Below are 19750 nucleotides of genomic sequence, written 5' to 3'. Positions count from 1 at the left end.
TTTATAATACAGAATACGGAGGAACAGCCGCTATGGACAACAAATACATGCTCTCGCTCGACCAGGGAACAACAAGCTCCCGTGCGATTTTATTCGATAAATCCGGCGCGATCATCGGGGTGGCCCAAAAAGAATTTACGCAAATTTACCCCAAGCCAGGCTGGGTAGAGCACAACGCCGAGGAAATTTGGGAGTCCCAGTTGGAAGTGCTGAAGGCGGTTTTGCTGGAGAACCACGTGAAGCCGGAGCAAATCGCGGGCATCGGCATCACCAACCAGCGCGAGACGACCGTCGTCTGGGATCGCCACACCGGAAAGCCGATCTACAATGCAATCGTCTGGCAGAGCAGACAGACCATTGATATTTGCAACGAGTTGAAAGAGCAGGGCTATGAGCAGACGGTGCGCGAGAAGACCGGCCTTTTGATCGACGCTTATTTTTCCGGGACGAAGGTCAAATGGATGCTCGACCACGTAGAAGGCGCTCGGGAAAAAGCAGAGCGAGGCGACCTGTTGTTCGGAACGATCGACACGTGGCTGATTTGGAAGCTGACGAACGGCAGCGTCCATGTGACAGACTATTCCAATGCTTCGCGCACGTTGCTGTTCAACATCCACACCTTGGAGTGGGACGGGGAGCTGCTTTCCATGCTGCAAGTTCCGAAAAGCATGCTGCCGCGCGTCTGCCCATCCAGCGAGCTGTACGGCTATACCGATGAAAAAGTGTTCCAGGTGCAAATTCCGATTGCCGGGATCGCCGGAGACCAGCAGGCAGCTTTGTTCGGGCAGGCGTGCTTTGCAGAGGGAGCGGCCAAGAACACGTACGGAACCGGATGCTTCATGCTGATGAACACAGGGGAAAAAGCAGTCGCGTCGAAAAACGGGCTGTTGACCACGATTGCCTGGGGCGTAGACGGCAAGGTGGAGTACGCGCTGGAAGGCAGCATTTTCGTGGCGGGAGCGGCGATTCAATGGCTGCGCGACGGATTGAAACTTTTGGCGAAGTCGTCCGATTCGGAAAAGCATGCACTGGCCGTCGACAGCACAGACGGTGTCTACATGGTTCCGGCGTTTGTCGGGCTGGGCGCACCGTATTGGGACATGGAGGCGCGCGGCGCGATTTTCGGCCTGACTCGCGGCACGACAGAGGACCATCTGATTCGGGCGGCGTTGGAATCGCTCGCGTACCAGACGCGCGACGTGCTGGAGGCGATGGAGGCCGATTCCGGCATCAAGCTGCAAAAGCTGGCCGTAGACGGCGGAGCGGTAGCCAACAACTTCCTGATGCAGTTCCAGTCCGACATCCTGGCGACAGAGGTGGAGCGTCCGCGCGTCAATGAGACGACCGCGCTCGGGGCTGCCTACCTTGCAGGACTTGCGGTCGGCTACTGGAACAGCAAGGAAGACATCGTCCACAACAAAGTGGTGGAGCGCTCGTTTGTGCCGAATATGCCGGAACAAAAACGCGAGGAGCTGTACGAAGGCTGGAAGCAGGCCGTGCAAGCGACGATGGGTTACAAGATTAGGCATTGATTTTTGCGCCAAAGAGGAATAGAGTAAAGATAAGTTAATAAATTGCTGTGGAGACCGTGGAGACAGCCAGTATCAAAAGGGCAATGGACAATTTTTCGTTGCTTCTTTTGGATATTGGCTGTTTTTTGTTTTTTCTTTAAAGAAAAGAAAGGATGAACACAACAATGAACAATCAACGAACATTGTCAGCAAGAACGCGTCAGACATGTTTGGAAGAAATGGCGGGCAAGCGCTTTGATCTTTTGATTATCGGCGGCGGTGTGACAGGAGCGGGCATCGCGCTGGACGCTGCTTCGCGCGGTTTGAGCGTAGGGCTGGTGGAAAAGCAGGACTTCGCCGCAGGCACGAGCAGCCGCTCGACGAAGCTCGTCCACGGAGGCTTGCGCTATTTGAAGCAGGGCGACGTGCAGCTCGTGCGGGAAGTCGGCAGGGAGCGGGCGATTTTGTACCGCAACGCTCCGCACATCGTCATTCCGGAAAAAATGATTTTGCCGATTGTGGAAAAAGGAACGTACGGCAAGCTCGCTACCTCCATCGGGTTGTACATTTACGACGTGTTGGCCGGAGTCGAGCGCAAAGAGCGCCGCATCATGCTGAACAAAAAGCAGACGATGGAGGCAGAGCCGCTGTTGCGCACAGATATTTTGAAGGGGGGCGGGCTCTACTTCGAATACCGGACGGACGATGCCCGTCTGACGATCGAGGTCATGAAGACAGCCCGCTCGCATGGCGCTTTGTGCGTGAACTATACGGAAGCGACAGAGTTTTTGTATGAAAACGGCAAAGTGACAGGGATTCGCGCGAAAGACTTGCTCACGGGCACCGAGTACGCCATGCACGCCAAAAAAATCGTCAACGCCGCAGGTCCTTGGGTGGATCAGCTCAGGGAAAAAGACAAGTCGCTGTACGGCAAAAGACTCCATCTGACAAAAGGTGTCCACCTGGTCGTTCCGTACAACCGGCTGCCGCTCAAGCAGTCCGTTTACTTCGACGTATCCGACGGGCGCATGCTGTTCGCGATTCCGCGAAATAACAGTACGTATATCGGCACGACCGACACGAACTACCAGGGCGTGCTGGAGCGGCCGACCGTGACTCGCGAAGATATGGAATACGTGCTGCGGGCCGCCAACGAAATGTTCCCGACCGTAAAGCTGACCGAGCAGGATGTCAGCTCGAGCTGGGCAGGGCTGCGGCCGCTCATTCACGAGGACGGCAAATCCCCGTCCGAGCTATCGCGCAAGGATGAGATTTTTTACTCCAAAAGCGGGCTGATTACGATTGCGGGCGGCAAGCTGACGGGCTTCCGCAAGATGGCGGAGCGCATCGTCGACGTCGTGGCCAAACAGCTTGCAGAAGAAGAAGGCAGATCGTTCAAGCCTTGTCAGACGGACAAGATCGTGCTTGCTGGCGGCAACTTCGCCTCTGCCAGCATGATCCCTGCCTATGTGAAAAAGCAGGCGGAGCGGCTTGGCGCAGCGGGCATCGGCGAAGAACAAATTCGCGTGCTTGTAGGAAAGTTTGGCAGCAACAGCGAAAAAATAGTAACGAAGTGTCTGGAATATATGGAGCAAGACCAGACGCAGACGGCGGCAGAGGCACTGCTTTTGGCCGAGCTGCATTACGCACTGGATGAAGAAATGGTCATGACCGCGAGCGACTTTTTGATTCGCCGCACCGGCCGACTGTTTTTTGAACGAGACTCGCTGGAAGCCGTATATCCGCGGGTAATGGATGAGCTTGCCAAAGAGCTGCATTGGGATGCAGAGCGCAAAGACCGTGAATGGAAAGCTTTTGCCGAGGAATACCATCTTGCCAAAACATTTCTATAGGGGTGACTCCTGATTGGCCAACCAGATTAATCAGCCTATTCTTCCGGCTGCGCGAACACTGAAGGAATTTGATGAACTGATGGAGACGTGCTACGAGCGCATTATTTTGCTGAATGCCCATATCGCCCAAGTCAAGCCGCTGGGCAAACGCGCGCGGGCGTTTGGGAAAAAGCTGCTGATTCACGCCGATCTCATCGACGGTTTGAAGTCGGATGAGTACGCGATGGATTTTCTTGCACAGGAAGTAAAGCCTGACGGAATCATCACGACGAGAAACAGTGTGATCTTGGCCGCGAAGAAAAAAGGGCTGATTTCCATCCAACGTCTTTTTCTCATCGACACGATGGCGCTGGACAGCAGCCTGACGCAACTGGAGCGGACAAAACCCGACTACGTCGAGGTGCTGCCGGGGATTATTCCGCATCTGATCGAGGAGATTACCGAACGGACGAAGATTCCGGTCATTGCAGGCGGCTTCATCCGTACGAAGGAAGACGTGGATCGGGCTCTGCAGGCGGGTGCTACCTCTGTCACCACCTCGCGCAGAGAGCTGTGGGCGAAATCGTAGGAAAACCGCGACGAACACCGTCAAAAGCCGGACATTCCGTAAAGGGATGCTCCGGTTTTTTCCATTTTTTTGTAGACCATCATCCCGTCAATAGGTAGATGGCAAGTGATAGAAAACATAGGTAGACACCTGATTTTCCCTTGCGCAAGATACTAGTCTATGCGGGTGAATGCACCCCTGCATATATACATATAGTCATCAAAAATCAATGAGGAAAGAAGGCGACAGCATGTATTATCCAAGCTCAAACTGGACGTCATCGAACTCTTCTTCTTCGTATGGACACTCTTCCTACTATCCTTCGCAGCGGGATGGACAACGCCCGCCAGGCCGGGATCACGGCAGAGGCAGAGGGCAAGACTGGAATCGCAGACGGAGATGCCCCGATCACTGTCGGCATTGTCCGCCTCAGTGCTGCGGACGTCGTCATTGGTAATCTCTTGATAATGCGTAAGTGCAGGCAAAAACGATAGAGAAAAGAGCCAAATCTCCTGACATAAAGGAGTTTGGCTCTTGTTTGTCGTGCGCGCGCTGACAGGAAAACAGGAAAGTCGGCTTGCGAGGCACAGACGGCGGCTCAGCCATGCATGCCGTGCAGCGCCAACCCTTTTTCCAGCCGCGCGACCCCTTCCGCGATTTTTTCCTCGCCAACATTGCCGTACCCGAGCACGATCTTGTCCGCGTGCCTGCCTTTTGCAATCGTGTGCTCCTCCACCGGATAGACGCGCACGCCTGCTGCTTCCAGCGCAGCCACAACATCCGGCGTGAACCGGACGTGCGAAAAAGCAGCGACGATATGCAGCCCGGCGGCCTCGCCCCAGATGGCGACCTGATCGCCAAACGTGTCGCGCAAGGCGTCGGTCAGGCATTGGCGGCGCTTTTTGTACAGCTTTTTCATCCGGGTGACGTACTTTTCCAGATGGCCTTCCTCGATGAAGCGGGCAAGCGCCAACTGGTCGATGGAAGGCGTATGCAGGTCGGTCAGCCATTTCGCTTTTTGGTAGCGCTCCACCAGAGCTTCCGGCAGGACGAGGTAGGCGAGCCGCAGACCGGGCGACAAAATTTTGCTGAAGGAGCCGATGTAGATGACCCGTTCGGGAGCAAGCCCCTGAATCGAGCTGATCGGCGGACTCTCGTAGCGGAACTCGCTGTCGTAGTCGTCCTCGACGATGTAGCAATCGACCGAGCGCGCGTACTGAATCAACTGGATTCGGCGCTGGATCGTCAGCGTGGTTCCGAGCGGAAACTGGTGGGAGGGCGTCACGAACACAAAGCTGGGGGCGGCGTTGACCGGCGTAGCGGACAGCTTGTCCATAGCCATTCCGCAGGCGTCGACCGGAACCGGACAGAGCCTGGCTCCCGTCGACGCGAAAATCATCTGGATGTCCTGCGTGATCGGGTCTTCAATGAGCACGCGGCTTTCAGGCGCAAGCAACACTTTGGCGATCAGCATGAGCGCCTGGGTAGCGCCGGAGGTTATAACGATTCGCTCCGGCGCGCACTGCACGCCGCGCGTCCGATACAGATAGCGGCTGAGCACATCGCGCAGCTCGGCGCGGCCCTCCGGCCGATTGTAGCCGAATGCCGACAAAGGGGCGTCCTGGCAGACCCGTTGGACTGTTTTGCCCCACAGGCTGCGCGGAAAATGTTCCAGGTCAGGCACACCGGAACGAAAATCAATGAGTTCCTCTGGCTGATCGCCAGGCGAGGGTTGCGGGAGGTCTGTGCCGCGAGCGAACTGCTCCAGATAAATGCCGGGGGCAACGAAGTAGCCGGAGCCTTGCCTGCTCTCGATATACCCTTCGGCAAAAAGCTGGTCGTAGGCTTCGATGACGACGTTTCTGGATATGCGCAGCTCCTGCGCCATTTTGCGGGTGGAAGGCAGCTTGAAGCCGGCGGTCCACTCGCCGCGCAGTATTTTGTCGCGAAATTCAGAATAAAGCTGTCTGGTCAAAGGAATCGGCTTGTCCCGATCAATGTCAATCCACAGCAAGGCGAGCGGGCCTCCTTGTACAACTGGTTCTGTCAAAACAACAGCAAACTGGATCTGATCGACACAAGCTTACCATGGTAGGGTGAGAGAAGAGAAGAAAATCCCCCAGCCAAAGGAGAGAGAGCCTTGACCGATCAGGAAAAGATGACCGCCCATGTATTGAAAGCGATCGCCCGGGATGCGGGCATGAAAGAGTTTGTACAGAACACGCCCAAGCTGTACCGGATGCTGTTGGCCGCAGCAAAGCGCTACGTGACGGGAGAGACGCGCGAAGACGCGATGCGTGTCGCGGCCAGGCTGAAGCAAAGCGGCTATTTGCTCTCCGTCGAGCACATCGGCGAAAATACGATGGACCGAGGAGAGGCGCAGCTCGTCAAGCAGGAATTTTTGCAACTTGCCACAGACTGCTCCCGGCTGGACACTATGGCCAACATCTCGTTTGATCTGTCGCATCTGGGGCTGTTGTTTCAGCCGAAGACAGCGTTTGAGCATGTGGCGGAGATGGCGGAATGCGCCAAGGCGCACGGGCAGTATTTGATGATTAGCATGGAGGAGTCAGCGAAGACCGAGGCGATTTTGCAGATGTACGAGCGGTTGACGGAGCGGCACGACAATATCGGGATTACGCTCCAGGCCCATCTGCACCGTTCCGTGGCTGATCTGAAGCGCCTGCTGCATCTGCCGGGCAAAATCCGCCTGGTCAAAGGCGCGTTTCAGGAGCCGCCGGAGCTGGCGCTGGCGAGGTCCACCGAGCTGAACGAGCGGTATTTGCTGCTCGCGGACATGTGTGTGGAGGCTGGTCACGAATGCGCTCTGGCGACGCACGACCAGGCGCTGGTCGACGTGCTGAACGAGCGCGGGTATTGGCAGTGTCCGCAAGTGGAGGCGGAGCTGCTCTACGGCGTGCGGCCCGAGCTGGCCCGGGACTTGCGCAAACGGGGCGTGCCTGTCCGGCTGTACTTGACGTACGGAACCGAGTGGTACTTGTACCTTTGCCACCGCCTCGCCGAATATCCGCCGCACGTGCACCAGGCGATCGCCGACATGTTTGACCCGTCGCGGATTGACGACGCGAGCTATGACGTTACCGAAGAAACCGAAGCCGTTTGCCCCAGCCACCTCGCCTAGCGTGAGGTGGTTTTCGGTTTGGCGGCCTTTTGCTTTTGCGCCGGCCTTTACGCAATCGCTCTCCTTTTCAAAATAAACTGTAGCTTTTTGTCTGCCCCAAACGTCTATACGTGTAGTAAAAAGGCGAATGAGCTGCAAACGAATAGACCATGGAGGTTTTAAGCGAATGAAAACGGCGAAGTGCAAACGATGGCTTCTTTCCACGTGTACGCTCCTCCTGCTGCTGGTGTGGGGACACGCCCACCCGGGAGCAATCGCCCTGGCAGAAGGAACGATCCAGTTGGGCGTGAGCGTGGGGATCGACGGAGTGTACAGGGAAGAGGGGCTGGTGCCAGTCGTGGTGACCGCGACAAACGGAGGCACCGATGTGGAAGGCGACCTGATGGTGGCGACAGGAAACAGGGGAAACAACCAGTATTCTGTCGCCTATTACCAGCCAGTGTCCATTGCCAAAGGCGCGACCAAGCAGGTGACGATCATGGTCCCCGGCTCGGAGCTTGACAGCAGTACATACGTGGCGCTGATGGAAAAAGACAAGATCGTGGCGAAAGCCCCTGTAAGCGGCAGACGGTACAGCTACGACACCCTGATGATCGGGGTGCTGGCGCAAAGTGCCGATACGGCCAATTTTTTGGGGATGCTGCCAAAGGATACTTTTCCCAACGACGTCAAAACAGTGCCGATGAAGCCGGAGCATGTTCCGACATCCGGCGCGCAGATGCAAATGCTCAGCATGCTCGTGCTGAACAACTTCGCACTGGACTCGTTGAATGAACAGCAGATTCAGGCGATACGCGACTGGACCAAATCAGGCGGCAAGCTCGTTCTGGCAGGGGGCGCCCAGTACCGGAAAACAGCCGGGGCGCTGGCTGACCTGTCTCCTGTAGAAGTGAACCAGGTGACGAGTGTGAAGACGCTTGCCAGCATGAAGGCGGAGAAAACGAACCCGATCGGCTTGACGGCACCGTTTACCGTCAGCAGCGGTACTTTGAAGGCAGGCAAAGTGTTGTACAGCGAAGGAGCGATTCCGCTGTTTGCCGTCCACAGCGTCGGCGAAGGCAAGGTGCTGTACGCCGCCTACGACCTCGCGGAAGAGCCTGTCGCGAGCTGGGCGGGGAATGGCCGGTTCTGGTCCGACCTTTTGCTCAAGGCGTTTGGCTCCTCGCTTAACGACTACAAGTCTTCATCGTTTGACCGCATCTGGCCGCTGCATGACGCAGCCGACATGAATCCGGCCCTGAAAATTCCCGAGGTCAGTTGGTTTGCGCTGTTTTTTGGCGTGTACGCCCTGATTGCCGGGCCGATCCTGTTTTTCATTTTGCGGGCATGGCGCAAGCAAAGCTACATGTGGGTCGTCGTCCCGTCGCTGTCGCTGCTTACGGGAATCGGAATTTTCTCGTTTGGCGCCATGCAGCGCGGCGAAGGGGTGCTGATTCACCAGACGGGCTTCGTCCAGTTGCAAAACGACGGACAAGCAAAAGTGAACAGCGTGACCTCGTTTTTTGTCCCGAGCAGTGGCGATTACCGCCTGACCGTAAAAGGCCAAGGCCAAACCCAGCCGGTGCTGGAGCGAAACCGGGCCAACGAAATTCCGAAAATATGGGCGTTCGCCCAAAGCGATCAAACCGAAGTGCAGTTCCGCGACGTAGAGTTCTGGTCGACGCGCAAGGTGGCGACAGAGCAAACGATTTCGGATGTGGGCAGCTTCGAGTCGAATCTGTCCTACAGCGAAGGCACGTTGAAAGGAACCGTCACGAACAAGACCAAATTCGCCCTGCGCGACCTGACGATTTTCTCGGGAAGCCAACTGCAGGAAATACCGGAGCTGGCTCCGGGGGCGAGCGCAGAGGTCAATCTGCCTTTCCAGCCGTCCGCACAGGCGAGATTCGGGCATCGACAGTCGTATGCCATGCAGGCCTTGCCTGCGCATATGCGCTCCTTCCAAAACGAGCGGACGCGCGAGCAGGTCATGATTGAGATGCTGGAAATGACCGGGCGCAGAGGCAACCAGTCTGAAATCGTCAGAATCGTGGGCTGGACCAACCAGCCGGTTGTCGATGCCGCCGTGCAGCCAGAAAACGCCAAGACAGACAGCATCGCCCTGGTCACTTCGGAGCTGAAGGTGCAGCCGTCCAAGGACGGGCATGTGTACTACCCGACAGGGACATTTGACGTCACGCTGGCAGGCAGCTCCGTTCCGGTAGTGGATGAGGGCGACGGCTACCGTCTCGAGGCAGGAGATATCACATTTGACATCAATCTGAGCCAGGAAGGCAAAAAGCTGGCGATTACCAACGTGTACCTGTACACCTGGTCCGATGACAACACGACGTTTGCCAAAGAAGTGTACAACTGGAAGACAAAAGCCTACGATCTGTATGAAAAAGCGTTCAACAACAATGTCATGACAGGCGACAAGGCCGCTGACTATGTCTCGGCCGACGGCATGCTGCGCATCAAGTTTGCCCATCAACTGCCCGATCAGCGCCACATCGGCATTCCGAACGTCAGTGTGGAAGGGAAGGTGAGCCCGCTGTGATTCAAATCCGCAATTTGTGCAAGAGCTACGGGAAAATGCAGGCGTTGAAGAACTTGACAATGGATATTGAAAAAGGCACGGTGTTTGGCTTCGTCGGTCCGAACGGGGCGGGAAAATCGACGACGATGTCCATTTTGGCCACCTTGCTTGCCCCGACGAGCGGCAAGGCGTACGTGGGCGGCTACGAGGTGACGAGCCACCCGAAGGAAGTGCGCAAGCTGATCGGCTACATGCCGGACTTTTTCGGCGTCTACGACAATTTGACGGCAGAGGAGTACCTTGATTTTTACGGAGCGAACTACGATATTCCGGCGGCGCAGCGAAAGCAGATCATTCCCCAACTGCTCGATCTGGTCAATCTCAGCCACAAGCGGGATGCCTACGTCGACTCTTTGTCGCGGGGGATGAAGCAGCGGCTCGGGCTTGCCCGTTCGCTTGTGCACAACCCGGAAGTGCTGATCTTGGATGAGCCTGCTTCCGGCCTGGACCCGCGGGCGCGGATTGAGCTGCGGGAGATTTTGAAAGAGCTGCGCGACATGGGCAAGACGATCATTATCAGCTCGCACATTTTGCCCGAGCTGGCCGAGATGTGCGACGTCATCGGAGTGATCGAGGAAGGGACACTGGTGGCGTTTGGCCGGGTGGACGAGATTTATGCCAAAATGCAGGAGCAGCGAGTGCTGCGCATCCGTCTGACCGGACGGATCGAGGAAGCGATGACCCGACTGCGCGAAATGCCTGTGATTACGAGCGTGACGCGGGAAGGGAGCTGGGTGGTCGCGAGCTTTGCGGGAAACGACGAGCAGCAGGTGGAGCTTTTGCGGGAGCTTGCGGTCGCAGGCTATCCGGTGGCGGCTTTCAATGAAACGGTCGGCGATCTGGAAGACATCTTTTTGGAAATTACGAAAGGGGTGGGCTCATGAACGTCCTGAGACGATTGCGCAACCCTGTCCTGTTCAACGAGTGGAAAATGCGGATGCGGACGAACCGCTCGCCGTGGATCATTCTCTTTTACTTGCTGGTGCTCGGAAGCATGACCTTGCTCGCGATCTTTTTCATGACCAACGGCGGCAGCTACTACAATCCTGGCGAGACGCGGGAGCTGTTCATGATGCTGTCGGTCATGCAGCTTGGCATGATCGGTTTCGTCGTTCCGGGACTGACGGCCGGCGTGATCTCGGGAGAGCGCGAACGGCAGACGTTGAGCATCCTGTTGACGACGAATGTGAGCGCCACGCGGTTGATTTTGGGAAAATGGCTGGCCTCGCTCAGTTTCATGACCTTTCTTGTCTTTGCCACGATCCCGCTGTACGCCATCGTGTTTTTGTACGGGGGGGTTTCGCCGCTTCAACTCGTCAAGGTATTCGGCTTTTATGTGGTGACGATGTTTGCTGCGGGCAGCATCGGCGTGCTCATGTCGACGCTCATCAAGCGCACGGGAATCGCTACGGTTGTCACCTATGCCATGGCGTTCGGTATTGCCATCGGGAGCAGTGTGCTGGCGGAAATCATTCGCGAGTTTATTCGCTATCAAAACCGGATGAATCAGGTCGCCTCTGCGCCTATGCCGATCTGGCCCGATCTGTTGCACAGCATCAATCCGGTGCTTGCCATGCTGAACATTTTTGATGAAGGGCCAGTCCGTGACTTGCGGGGCATAGCCAACCAGCAGAGCTTCTGGGCGAGCATTGATCCGTTCTGGTACTACTGCCTCTTCTATGGCGCGCTGACTCTCGGATGCCTGCTGCTTGCGATTTACTTCATCCAGCCCGTGCGGGGCAGGGTGCGCAAAGCGGCCGCAAAGGAGCAGTAAGCCATGTTTACGCCGAAAACCGACAATGAACTGAAGTCACTGCTGGAGCCGGTGCGCAGGCAACTGCAAAAACAGGTGCTGCTGCACCATGTAACACAGTACGGCTTGTGGGGAGCGGGGGGAAGCGCACTGCTTCTCCTCGTTGCCCGTTTTTGGCCGATCCCGTATTACCAGTGGTTTGTGGCGGGGCTGATTCCGTTGGCGCTGCTCGCGGGAGGGCTGGTTGCGCTCCGAAAAAAACCGACGCTTTTGCAAAGCGCGCAGGTGGCAGATGGAAACGGCCTGGCACAGCGGGTCGAGACAGCGTGGGAGCATCGCGAAAGCACTTCTTCTGTCGCGGTCATGCAACGGGAAGACGCCCTGCGGCACTTGCGCAAAAACTTGCCGCACATTATCGAGAGCATTCGCATTTGGGCTGGTTTGCAAAAAAAGCTGTACGCGACGGGCGGCTTGCTTGTGGCGAGCTTGCTCCTGGCGATTTTGCCGAATCCGCAGGATGGCATCCTCGCCCAGATGGCCCTGGAAAAACAGGCGATCGCCCAGGTGGAAAAAGAAATCGAGGCGATCAAGCAGGAGGCGAAAGCGAGCGAAGGCTTGAGCGAAGCGCAAAAAAAGCGGCTTGAGGAAATGCTGGAACAGGCGAAAAAAGCCGTGGCAAAAGCAAATGATCCCGCCGAACGGCTCAACGCGCTGCGAGCGGCGGAAAAGCAACTGGAAAAGTTGCGGGCAGCGGAGCAGAACAAGGCGGCGTCGCTGCAGAGCTTGCAGCGCAGCCTGGGCGGCCAGCAGTCGACAAAGTCGCTCGCGGACGCTCTCGCAAAAGGCGACCGCGAAGCGTTGACGGCTGCGCTTGCCCAGATGGCAAAAGCGATGGAGACGCTGGGTGAGCAGGAGCGGGCGGAGTTGACCCGTGAGCTGGAAAAAGCGGCAGAGCAACTGAAAAAAGACGCGGAGGCAGCCAGCTCGCAGGAGTTGGAGGAAGCCGCCAAACAACTGGCGCAGGCGGCCCAGGAGCTGGCCGCCGGCCAAGACCCGCAAGCGCTGGCTGCGCTGGAAGCGAGCATGCAGCAAGCGCTGGCAGAAGCCAGGCAGTCACAGCAGGCGATGCTCGCCGCTGCACAGGTGGCAGCCTCGCTCAATCAGTCGCAGATGACGCTGGCAAGCGCCAGGGCTGCCGCTGGCAATAGCGGGAGCGCGGGAGGCGCTGCGGCGGGAGCGGCCGGGGCAGGACAGGCGGTGCCGGCTGCCACGACACCTGGCGGCAGCCCGGCAGCATCGGGCACGGGCACGGCAGCAAACGCGAATCAGGCGCCCCCGCCTGCAAACGGCAGCCAGGGAGCAGGGCAAGGCAACGGCGCAGGCAACGGCGCAGGCAACGGCGCGGGCAATGGTTCCGGGAAAGGGGCGGGCTTGGGCAACGGAAACAGTAAAGGCGCGGGAGCCGGGCTTGGCGAAGGAAAACACGAGCTTGTCACCGTCCCGTCCAGCCGCATCGGCTCAGACAGTGGTCCAACCGAAACAGTAGGCGGTCCGCTCGGCGCGGGGCCATCCCAGTCGCAGCAAAGCGGCAACACGCAGGTGACCTCCGGAGGAACGCTGCCGTATGAGGAAGTGTACGGCCAGTACGAGCAATTCGCCCGCGAAAGCATGGAAAAGGGCAGTATTCCGGGCGATTATCAAGACATCGTCAAAGACTATTTCAGCAAAATCGAACCATAAAAAGGAGGGCGCGGCTGTGGCACAGCAAACAATTGAGGATTGCCTGCAGCGGGTAGAGCTCGTCAGGCAGGAAATCGGAAAAGTACTGGTGGGACAAAAAGACGTCGTCGAGCAGCTTTTGTGGGCGGTTTTCGCAGGCGGGCACGCGCTGTTGGAGGGCGTTCCCGGGTTGGGGAAAACGCTTCTGGTAAAAACGTTGTCCCAAGCCTTCGAGCTTTCGTTTCAGCGCATCCAGTTTACGCCTGACCTGATGCCGACCGATATTACCGGAACGAACATTCTTTTGGTAGACGAGACAGGGCAGCAGTCGTTCCAGTTCCAGCACGGGCCGATTTTCGCCCATGTCGTGCTCGCGGACGAGATCAACCGGGCGACGCCCAAGACGCAGAGCGCGTTGCTTGAGGCGATGCAGGAGCGCACCGTCTCCGCAGGGGGCGTCACTCGTCCGCTGCCTGCGCCGTTCTTCGTTTTGGCGACGCAAAACCCGCTGGAGCAGGAAGGGACCTATCCGCTGCCGGAGGCGCAAATGGACCGCTTTTTGCTGAAAATCGACGTGCCGTACCCGACGGCAGACGAGTTGAAAACGATCGTGACGCGGACGACGACCGGATAGTCTGTGCAGGTGGAAAAGGTGGCTTCGGGGGAGCAGATCGCCCACATTCAGCAGGCGGCCCGCGAAGTTTTGGTGGCAGACGCGGTGCTCGATTACGCCGTCAAGCTGCTGCTCGCCACCCATCCGGGGGAGCAGGCCGTCGCCTCGGTCAACCAGTACGTGAGAAACGGAGCAGGTCCGCGCGGCGTGCAGGCGATCGTCTCCTTGGCAAAAGTGCGCGCGCTTTTGGCGGGACGCTACAATCTCGCCTACGAGGACGTGGAGGCGGTAGCGCTGCCGGCCCTGCGCCATCGGATTTTTCTCAACTTTGAAGGCGAGGCGAGCGGCGTGCGCGCCGACCAGATCGTCCGCGATATATTGACTGCGCTGGCGAGGGAAAAAGCATGAGTCAGCACCTGCTTGACCCGTCGTGGCTGGCCCGGCTGGAACGGCTGCAGCTTGCGACGAGAAAAGCCGTCAGCGGCAACCGCGCGGGAAAGAGGCGGTCCAGACAGCTCGGCAGCTCGATGGAATTTGCCGATTTTCGGGCGTACGTGCCGGGCGACGATTTGCGGCAGTTGGATTGGAATGCGTATGCGCGCTCCGGAAAGCTGTTTTTGAAAAAGTACCTGGATGAAACCGAGCTGCACGTGAACCTGTACATTGATTGCAGCCGCTCGATGAGCTACGGTCAGCCGAGCAAGCTGTCGCGCTCGGTCCAGATTGCAGCGGCCCTGGGCTACCTGTCGCTGTGCCAGCTCGATCACGTCTCCGTCTACGCCTTCGACAGCCGCATCGTCGCGTCTTTGCAAGGGTTGCAGGGCAAAGGCCAGGCGCACAGGCTGCTGCATTTTTTATCATCGGTCCAAGAAGGCGGCACGGGTGATCTGCACGCCGCGCTCCGCCAGCCGGGCGCGGTTCGGGGCCAAGCGGGGATTTCGATTGTGCTGTCCGACTTTTTGTTTCCGGCGGGATACGCAGAAGGGCTGGCTTACTTGCAGGCAGCACGGCAGGAAGTGACGCTGGTGCAGGTGCTTTCCCAGGAAGAGCTGCAGCCTGCCTACGCGGGAGAGCTGCGCCTGATCGACGCAGAGACGAGTCAGGCAAAAGAAGTGTCCATGACCGGACTGCTGCTCGCCGAGTACCAGAAAAGCTTGCAGGAGTATCGGCAGGAGCTGGCCGCCTTTGCCTATGGGAGAGGAATCGCCTTCACAGGAATCGAGGCGGAGCAATCATTGGAATCCATCGTCTTTCACGTATTTCGGCAGGCGGGCATGATTCGCTAGAGAGGAGGGAGAGGAACAACTATGCAGTGGATGGGTTTGGGCAACTTGTGGTTCGCGCTGATAATCCCGGCCATCATCGTCCTCTACCTGCTCAAGCGAAAAGTAGAGGACCGTGTCGTGCCGAGCACGCTGCTCTGGCAGCGCACCTTGCAAAACTGGGAAGCGGTGCGGCCGTGGGAAAAGCTGCGGCGCAACCTGCTGCTCATCTTGCAGCTTCTGGCGGCATGTTTGCTGGTGCTGGCGCTGACCAGACCGGCGCTGCCGACGGAAGGGATTGCGGCCGAGCATACCGTGCTCGTCGTCGATACGTCAGGCAGCATGCTGGCAAAGGAAGGCGAAGAGACGAGGCTGGCGCGGGCTGTGTCTGAGGCGAAGGCGCTGGTAGAAAAGCTCGGCAGCGGGCAGACGATGACCTTGATCGCGGCGGGAAGCGAGCCGAATGTGCTCGTGTCCAAGAGCGCAGACCAACAGGAGCTGCTGGCGGCGCTGGGGAAGCTGACGGCCAATTTGGGGGCGTCCGATCCGCTGTCTGCGCTTTCGCTGGCGGGAGCCATCGCGGCGAACGAGCCGGGAAGCGGGGTCATCTGGCTCGGGGATGGACATGCCGAGCACAAGCTTGTTCCTCAGGCGCTTCCGGCTTCGTCCGCGAGCTTCCGGTTCGTGCAGATGGGACGGTCGCGTGAAAATGCGGGCATTGCTGCCTTCGTGACGCAGCCTGGGCAACAAGGCACAGAGGCGCTTTTGCGCGTGGACAACTACGGCAGCGCGCAGTCGCGGGGAACCGTGACTGTTTTTGACGACCAAGGCAAGCTTTTGGACACCGACTCTTTTGCGATCGAAGCGTCCGGCTCTAAGACTTTTTCGTTCAAGGAGCTGCCGAAGTCGCCAGCCTATCGCGCCGTGATCGAGCCGGAGCAGGATAGTCTGATGGAAGACAATGCGATCTGGAGCGTGCCCTTTTCCACGAGCAAAGGAAAAGCTGTTCTCTACTCCCCGGCGGGCAACCGCTTTCTGCATCAAGTCATGCAGACGGTTGGCAGCATGGAGGTGGAAACCATCCAGAAAGCTCCCGGACCGGACGCGGAAGCACGCGATCTGTGGGTGTTTGATGGCGAAGTGCCGGACAAGCTGCCGCCGGGAAACATTCTCGTCATTGCGCCCGACAGGAAAACCGACTGGCTGCCGCTTTCGGGAGAAAAAGAGCTGGAACAGGGACCGCAGGCAGTGTCGGCAGATGACCCGCTGCTCAAGTACGTGGACTGGCGCGAGGTGCATATTGCCAAAGCACAGGTGCTGGGCGAGATGCCGGGGGTACGCACAGTGGTTCGCGCAGGCGACGTGGAACTGGTCCGGACAGGCGTGATTGACGGCAGACGGGTGGCGATCATTGCCTTCGATTTGCACGATTCTGATTTTCCGCTGCGGCCCGCTTTTCCCATTTTCATGCGGAATGTCGTGAACTGGCTCTCGCCTGCCCAGGCGACGCCAATCGCCGCAAGCCATCCCGGAGATGTATTGTCCATTCCCCTTACACCGGGCGCTTCCGAGCGGCGAGTGACCTACCCGGACGGACAGCAGCAGCCGATTACGGCAGAAGGTACGGTCTGGACGATGCAAGTGCCGGAGCAGCTCGGGCTGTACCGGATTGACGAGACGGCAGATACGGGGACGGTCAGCCGCTATTTTTCCGTGCGAATGAGCGATGCCGAATCGGATATTACGCCAAAAACGCTCAGTGTCTTCAGCGCTTCGGCCGGACAGAGCGAAGGAGAGCAGCAAGCGGCAAGCGCGACAGGTACGCAGGAGCTGACGTACTGGCTGGTGGCGCTCGTCCTGCTTGTGCTGCTGGTGGAATGGAGGGTGTACCAGCGTGGGTATTAACTTTACACAGCCATGGCTTCTGCTGCTTCTGCTGCCTGCGGCGTACCTCGTCGCAAGCTGGTGGCAGAAACAAAAGCAGATGCCCGCAAGCCGCAAAGCCGTCATTTCCGCGATTCGCTTCGTCCTGTTTGCGCTGCTCGTCCTCGCTTTGGCAGGTACGCAACTGCTCACCCCTGTTCAGGCGAAAACGGTTGTGTTTGTCGTGGACCGTTCCGCCTCGATGAAGGACGATCCGCGTGTCCTCTCCTTTTTGCGTGAGGCCATCGCGCAAAAGCGCCCGGAGGACAAGTACGCCATCGTTGCCGTCGGAGCGGAAGCGGCGGTCGATCAGCCGCTGACGACGCGCGCAGAACTTGCGCCGCTCGGCGTCGAAGTAAACCGCCAGGCGACCGATCTCGCAGAAGGGATTCGGCTCGCTGCGGCCATGATCGGCAGCAACACCCGAGGCAAAGTCGTGCTGCTCACGGATGGCATCGCGACGAGCGGAGATGCAGCCAGGCAAACGAGACTGGCTGCGGAGCGCGGCATCGGCGTAGAGGCTGTCTCTTTGCAACAGCCGCAAGGAGACGAGGTCGTGCTGTCCTCCGTGCAGGTTCCGCAGCGGTTGTACGCTGGCGAGGAATACGCGATCACGGTCGATGTGGACAGTACGCTCGCTACCGAAGCGACGCTGCGATTGTACGAAGGAAATCGCGCAGCAGGCGAGCAAACGGTTCAAATTGATAAAGGGCACAATCGCTTCGTCTTTTCGCAAAAGGCGATGGAGCAAGGCTTTCATCGCTACCGCGTCGAAATCGAGCCGCGCCGCGATACCGTCCAGGCGAACAACCAGGCGACTGCCTACACACAAGTGGCAGGCGCTCCAGTCGTCCTCGTCGTCGAGGGCCACCCGGGCGCGGCAAAAAATCTCATCGAGGCGCTGCAGGCGGGCAACATGCAGGTGGAACTGCGCGAGCTTGCCATGCTGCCGAAGGAACTGGAAGGCTACAAGCAGTACGCGACGATTGTTTTGGCCGATTTGCCTGCAACACAGGTGAGCGATGCCGACATGGAACGAATGCGGACGGCTGTCCGCGACCTGGGCATCGGTCTGGTCATGACAGGGGGCAGTGACAGCTTCGGGATGGGCGGCTGGTTCCAGACGCCGATCGAGGAGGCGCTGCCCGTGCACATGGATTTGCGCGGAAAAGAACAGCTTCCTTCGCTTGGGCTGGAGCTGGTGATCGACAAATCCGGCAGCATGAGCGCCGATGCGAAGGGCGTCGACAAAATGGAGCTGGCGAAGGAAGCGGCGATACGCGCCACGACCATGATGAATCCGCAAGACTACATCGGGGTGATCGCCTTTGACGGCAGTCCGTGGGAAGTGGTTGCGCCCCAGGCGGTCACGAAGCAGGAGACGATCCATCAGCAAATTGGCGGCATCAACGCCGATGGCGGAACGGATATTTACCCGGCGCTGCAGTTGGCGTACGAACGGGTAAAAACAATGAACACGCAGCGTAAGCACGTCATTTTGCTGACAGATGGACAGTCCGGCATGCAGGACGATTACCAGGGACTTTTGCAGCAGATGACGTCCGAAAATATTACGGTGTCCACCGTCGCGGTTGGCGATGACGCAGACATGCAGCTTCTGGAAATGATTGCGCAGGCGGGAAATGGCCGTTACTACTTTGCCAACGATGCCGAGTCGATTCCGAAAATTTTCAGCAAGGAAACGGCGCTGGCCAGCCGTACGTTTATTGTGGAAAAGCCGCAAATACCGGAGGTGACGGGAGCCGGGATGTGGCCGAGCCTGCAGCACGCGCTGCCGCCGCTGCGGGCGTACGTGGCGACGACGGCGAAACAGACGGCGGAGACTTCACTTCTGAGCGCGGATGACGATCCGATTTTGACCCGCTGGCAATACGGGCTTGGCCGCTCTGTTGCCTGGACGAGCGATCTCGAAGGCAAATGGGCGCCGGACTGGATCGGCAACGGGCGGCTCTGGAACGAAGTGGTCGCCTGGACGTTTCCGCAGGTTGCCGAAGGAAAGTGGAAGACGCAAACGAGCATCAACGGAGCGACAGGCAGCGTCAAAGTGACGATGCCTGCCGGGGAGAGCCTGCCGCAAGAGTTGGAGGCGGTCGTGCTCAACCAGAAGATGCAGCGCGAAGTCATCAAGCTGAAGCCGATTGCGCCCGGCGTCCTGGAAGGCCAGTTTGAGACGGCAGAGCCTGGCACGTATATGATCCAGATTTCGGAAAAAGCGCAGGGACGGGTATTGGCGAGCCAAACGACAGGACTGACCGTCTCTTACTCGCCTGAGTACGGCATGACGCCGGACGGGGAAAAAGAGCTGCGCACGTGGCTGCTCGCGGGCGGCGGCAAGCAGATTGCCGAGCCGGAGGAAGTATTTGGCGGGGAGCTTCCCGAGAAATGGGATACCCAGTCGATCAGCGAATGGCTACTGATGCTTTCGGCCTTGCTGCTGCCAGTAGACATCGCCGTGCGCCGCCTGCAACTGCCGGAACAGTGGTGGGCCAAGCTTGCGAACCTGTGGCGCAGGCGGTCAGCACCAGCAGCAGCGGCTGGACAGCAAGCCGTGTTTGACAGGCTTTCCGACAGGCGCGCTGTGCTGACGCGCTTGCGGCCGGATGCCGCTGTGCAGGAGCAGGAGGGCAAGGCCAAGCCTGCGTCACAAGTACGGGCAGCCGTGGAGCCAGCGAAAAACAGGCCGGAAGCAGCGGCGCGAACACAGCAGCAAGCTCGCGCAGAGAGCGAGGATGCAGACGACACGCTGAACAGGCTGCTCGCGGCCAAGAAGCGGCGGAGCAAGCCGTAAGTCGCCAAGGCCTTTTGTACGCGGTAGAACATAGAACAAA

12 protein-coding genes and 1 pseudogene are annotated in these 19750 nt (G+C 58.5%); 12 read left to right on the top strand and 1 reads right to left on the bottom strand.

The genetic code is table 11. From position 1 onward, the window contains the following. Positions 1 to 32 precede the first annotated feature (32 nt). From glpK to AC3WQH_RS10255, 3 genes are all read left to right on the top strand, one after another. A complete protein-coding gene (gene glpK, locus AC3WQH_RS10265; protein WP_005830655.1) occupies positions 33 to 1532 on the top strand; it encodes a glycerol kinase GlpK in 1500 nt (499 codons plus the stop codon). A 164-nt stretch (positions 1533 to 1696) separates the two neighbouring features. Continuing rightward, entirely contained in the window at positions 1697 to 3364 is a 1668-nt protein-coding gene (locus tag AC3WQH_RS10260) for a glycerol-3-phosphate dehydrogenase/oxidase (RefSeq protein WP_005830656.1), read from the top strand. A 13-nt stretch (positions 3365 to 3377) separates the two neighbouring features. Next, the gene (locus AC3WQH_RS10255) at positions 3378 to 3932 is read left to right on the top strand and encodes a glycerol-3-phosphate responsive antiterminator (protein WP_005830658.1); all 555 of its coding nucleotides are present in this window, start codon (positions 3378 to 3380) and stop codon (positions 3930 to 3932) included. A 577-nt stretch (positions 3933 to 4509) separates the two neighbouring features. On the opposite strand, the gene pdxR is transcribed toward AC3WQH_RS10255, so the two are convergent. Next, the gene (gene pdxR / locus AC3WQH_RS10250) at positions 4510 to 5925 is read right to left on the bottom strand and encodes a MocR-like pyridoxine biosynthesis transcription factor PdxR (RefSeq protein WP_492332019.1); all 1416 of its coding nucleotides are present in this window, start codon (positions 5923 to 5925) and stop codon (positions 4510 to 4512) included. 126 nt (positions 5926 to 6051) lie between these two features. On the opposite strand from pdxR, the gene AC3WQH_RS10245 reads away from it, so the two are divergent. The 9 genes and pseudogenes from AC3WQH_RS10245 to AC3WQH_RS10205 all read left to right on the top strand — a co-directional run bounded on the left by AC3WQH_RS10245 (position 6052) and on the right by AC3WQH_RS10205 (position 19710). Then, positions 6052 to 7053: a proline dehydrogenase family protein gene (locus AC3WQH_RS10245; protein ID WP_238501544.1), complete on the top strand. Its 1002-nt coding sequence runs from the start codon at positions 6052 to 6054 to the stop codon at positions 7051 to 7053. 166 nt (positions 7054 to 7219) lie between these two features. Next, the gene (locus AC3WQH_RS10240; protein WP_025848278.1) at positions 7220 to 9592 is read left to right on the top strand and encodes a DUF8815 domain-containing protein; all 2373 of its coding nucleotides are present in this window, start codon (positions 7220 to 7222) and stop codon (positions 9590 to 9592) included. After that, positions 9589 to 10515, top strand: a complete 927-nt coding sequence (locus AC3WQH_RS10235) for an ABC transporter ATP-binding protein (protein WP_221842450.1) — start codon at positions 9589 to 9591, stop codon at positions 10513 to 10515. The genes AC3WQH_RS10240 and AC3WQH_RS10235 overlap by 4 nt, the downstream gene beginning before the upstream one ends. Then, positions 10512 to 11405: an ABC transporter permease gene (locus tag AC3WQH_RS10230; protein WP_492332018.1), complete on the top strand. Its 894-nt coding sequence runs from the start codon at positions 10512 to 10514 to the stop codon at positions 11403 to 11405. Before AC3WQH_RS10235 ends, AC3WQH_RS10230 begins: the two co-directional genes overlap by 4 nt. A gap of 3 nt (positions 11406 to 11408) precedes the next feature. Then, on the top strand, positions 11409 to 13124 hold the full coding sequence (locus AC3WQH_RS10225; RefSeq protein WP_429788730.1) for a DUF8809 domain-containing protein: 1716 nt from the start codon (positions 11409 to 11411) through the stop codon (positions 13122 to 13124). Positions 13125 to 13140: 16 nt separating this feature from the next. Then, positions 13141 to 14124, top strand: a pseudogene (locus AC3WQH_RS10220) (AAA family ATPase). After that, entirely contained in the window at positions 14121 to 15002 is an 882-nt protein-coding gene (locus AC3WQH_RS10215; RefSeq protein ID WP_025848287.1) for a DUF58 domain-containing protein, read from the top strand. The pseudogene AC3WQH_RS10220 and the gene AC3WQH_RS10215 overlap by 4 nt, the downstream one beginning before the upstream one ends. Before the next feature lie 21 nt (positions 15003 to 15023). Further along, on the top strand, positions 15024 to 16883 hold the full coding sequence (locus AC3WQH_RS10210) for a vWA domain-containing protein (protein ID WP_492332017.1): 1860 nt from the start codon (positions 15024 to 15026) through the stop codon (positions 16881 to 16883). Then, on the top strand, positions 16873 to 19710 hold the full coding sequence (locus AC3WQH_RS10205; protein WP_492332016.1) for a VWA domain-containing protein: 2838 nt from the start codon (positions 16873 to 16875) through the stop codon (positions 19708 to 19710). Before AC3WQH_RS10210 ends, AC3WQH_RS10205 begins: the two co-directional genes overlap by 11 nt. Positions 19711 to 19750 lie beyond the last annotated feature (40 nt).

This window comes from Brevibacillus sp. FW301-21C12A (assembly GCF_058788915.1).
This window is presented reverse-complemented; position numbering and strand designations above follow the sequence as displayed.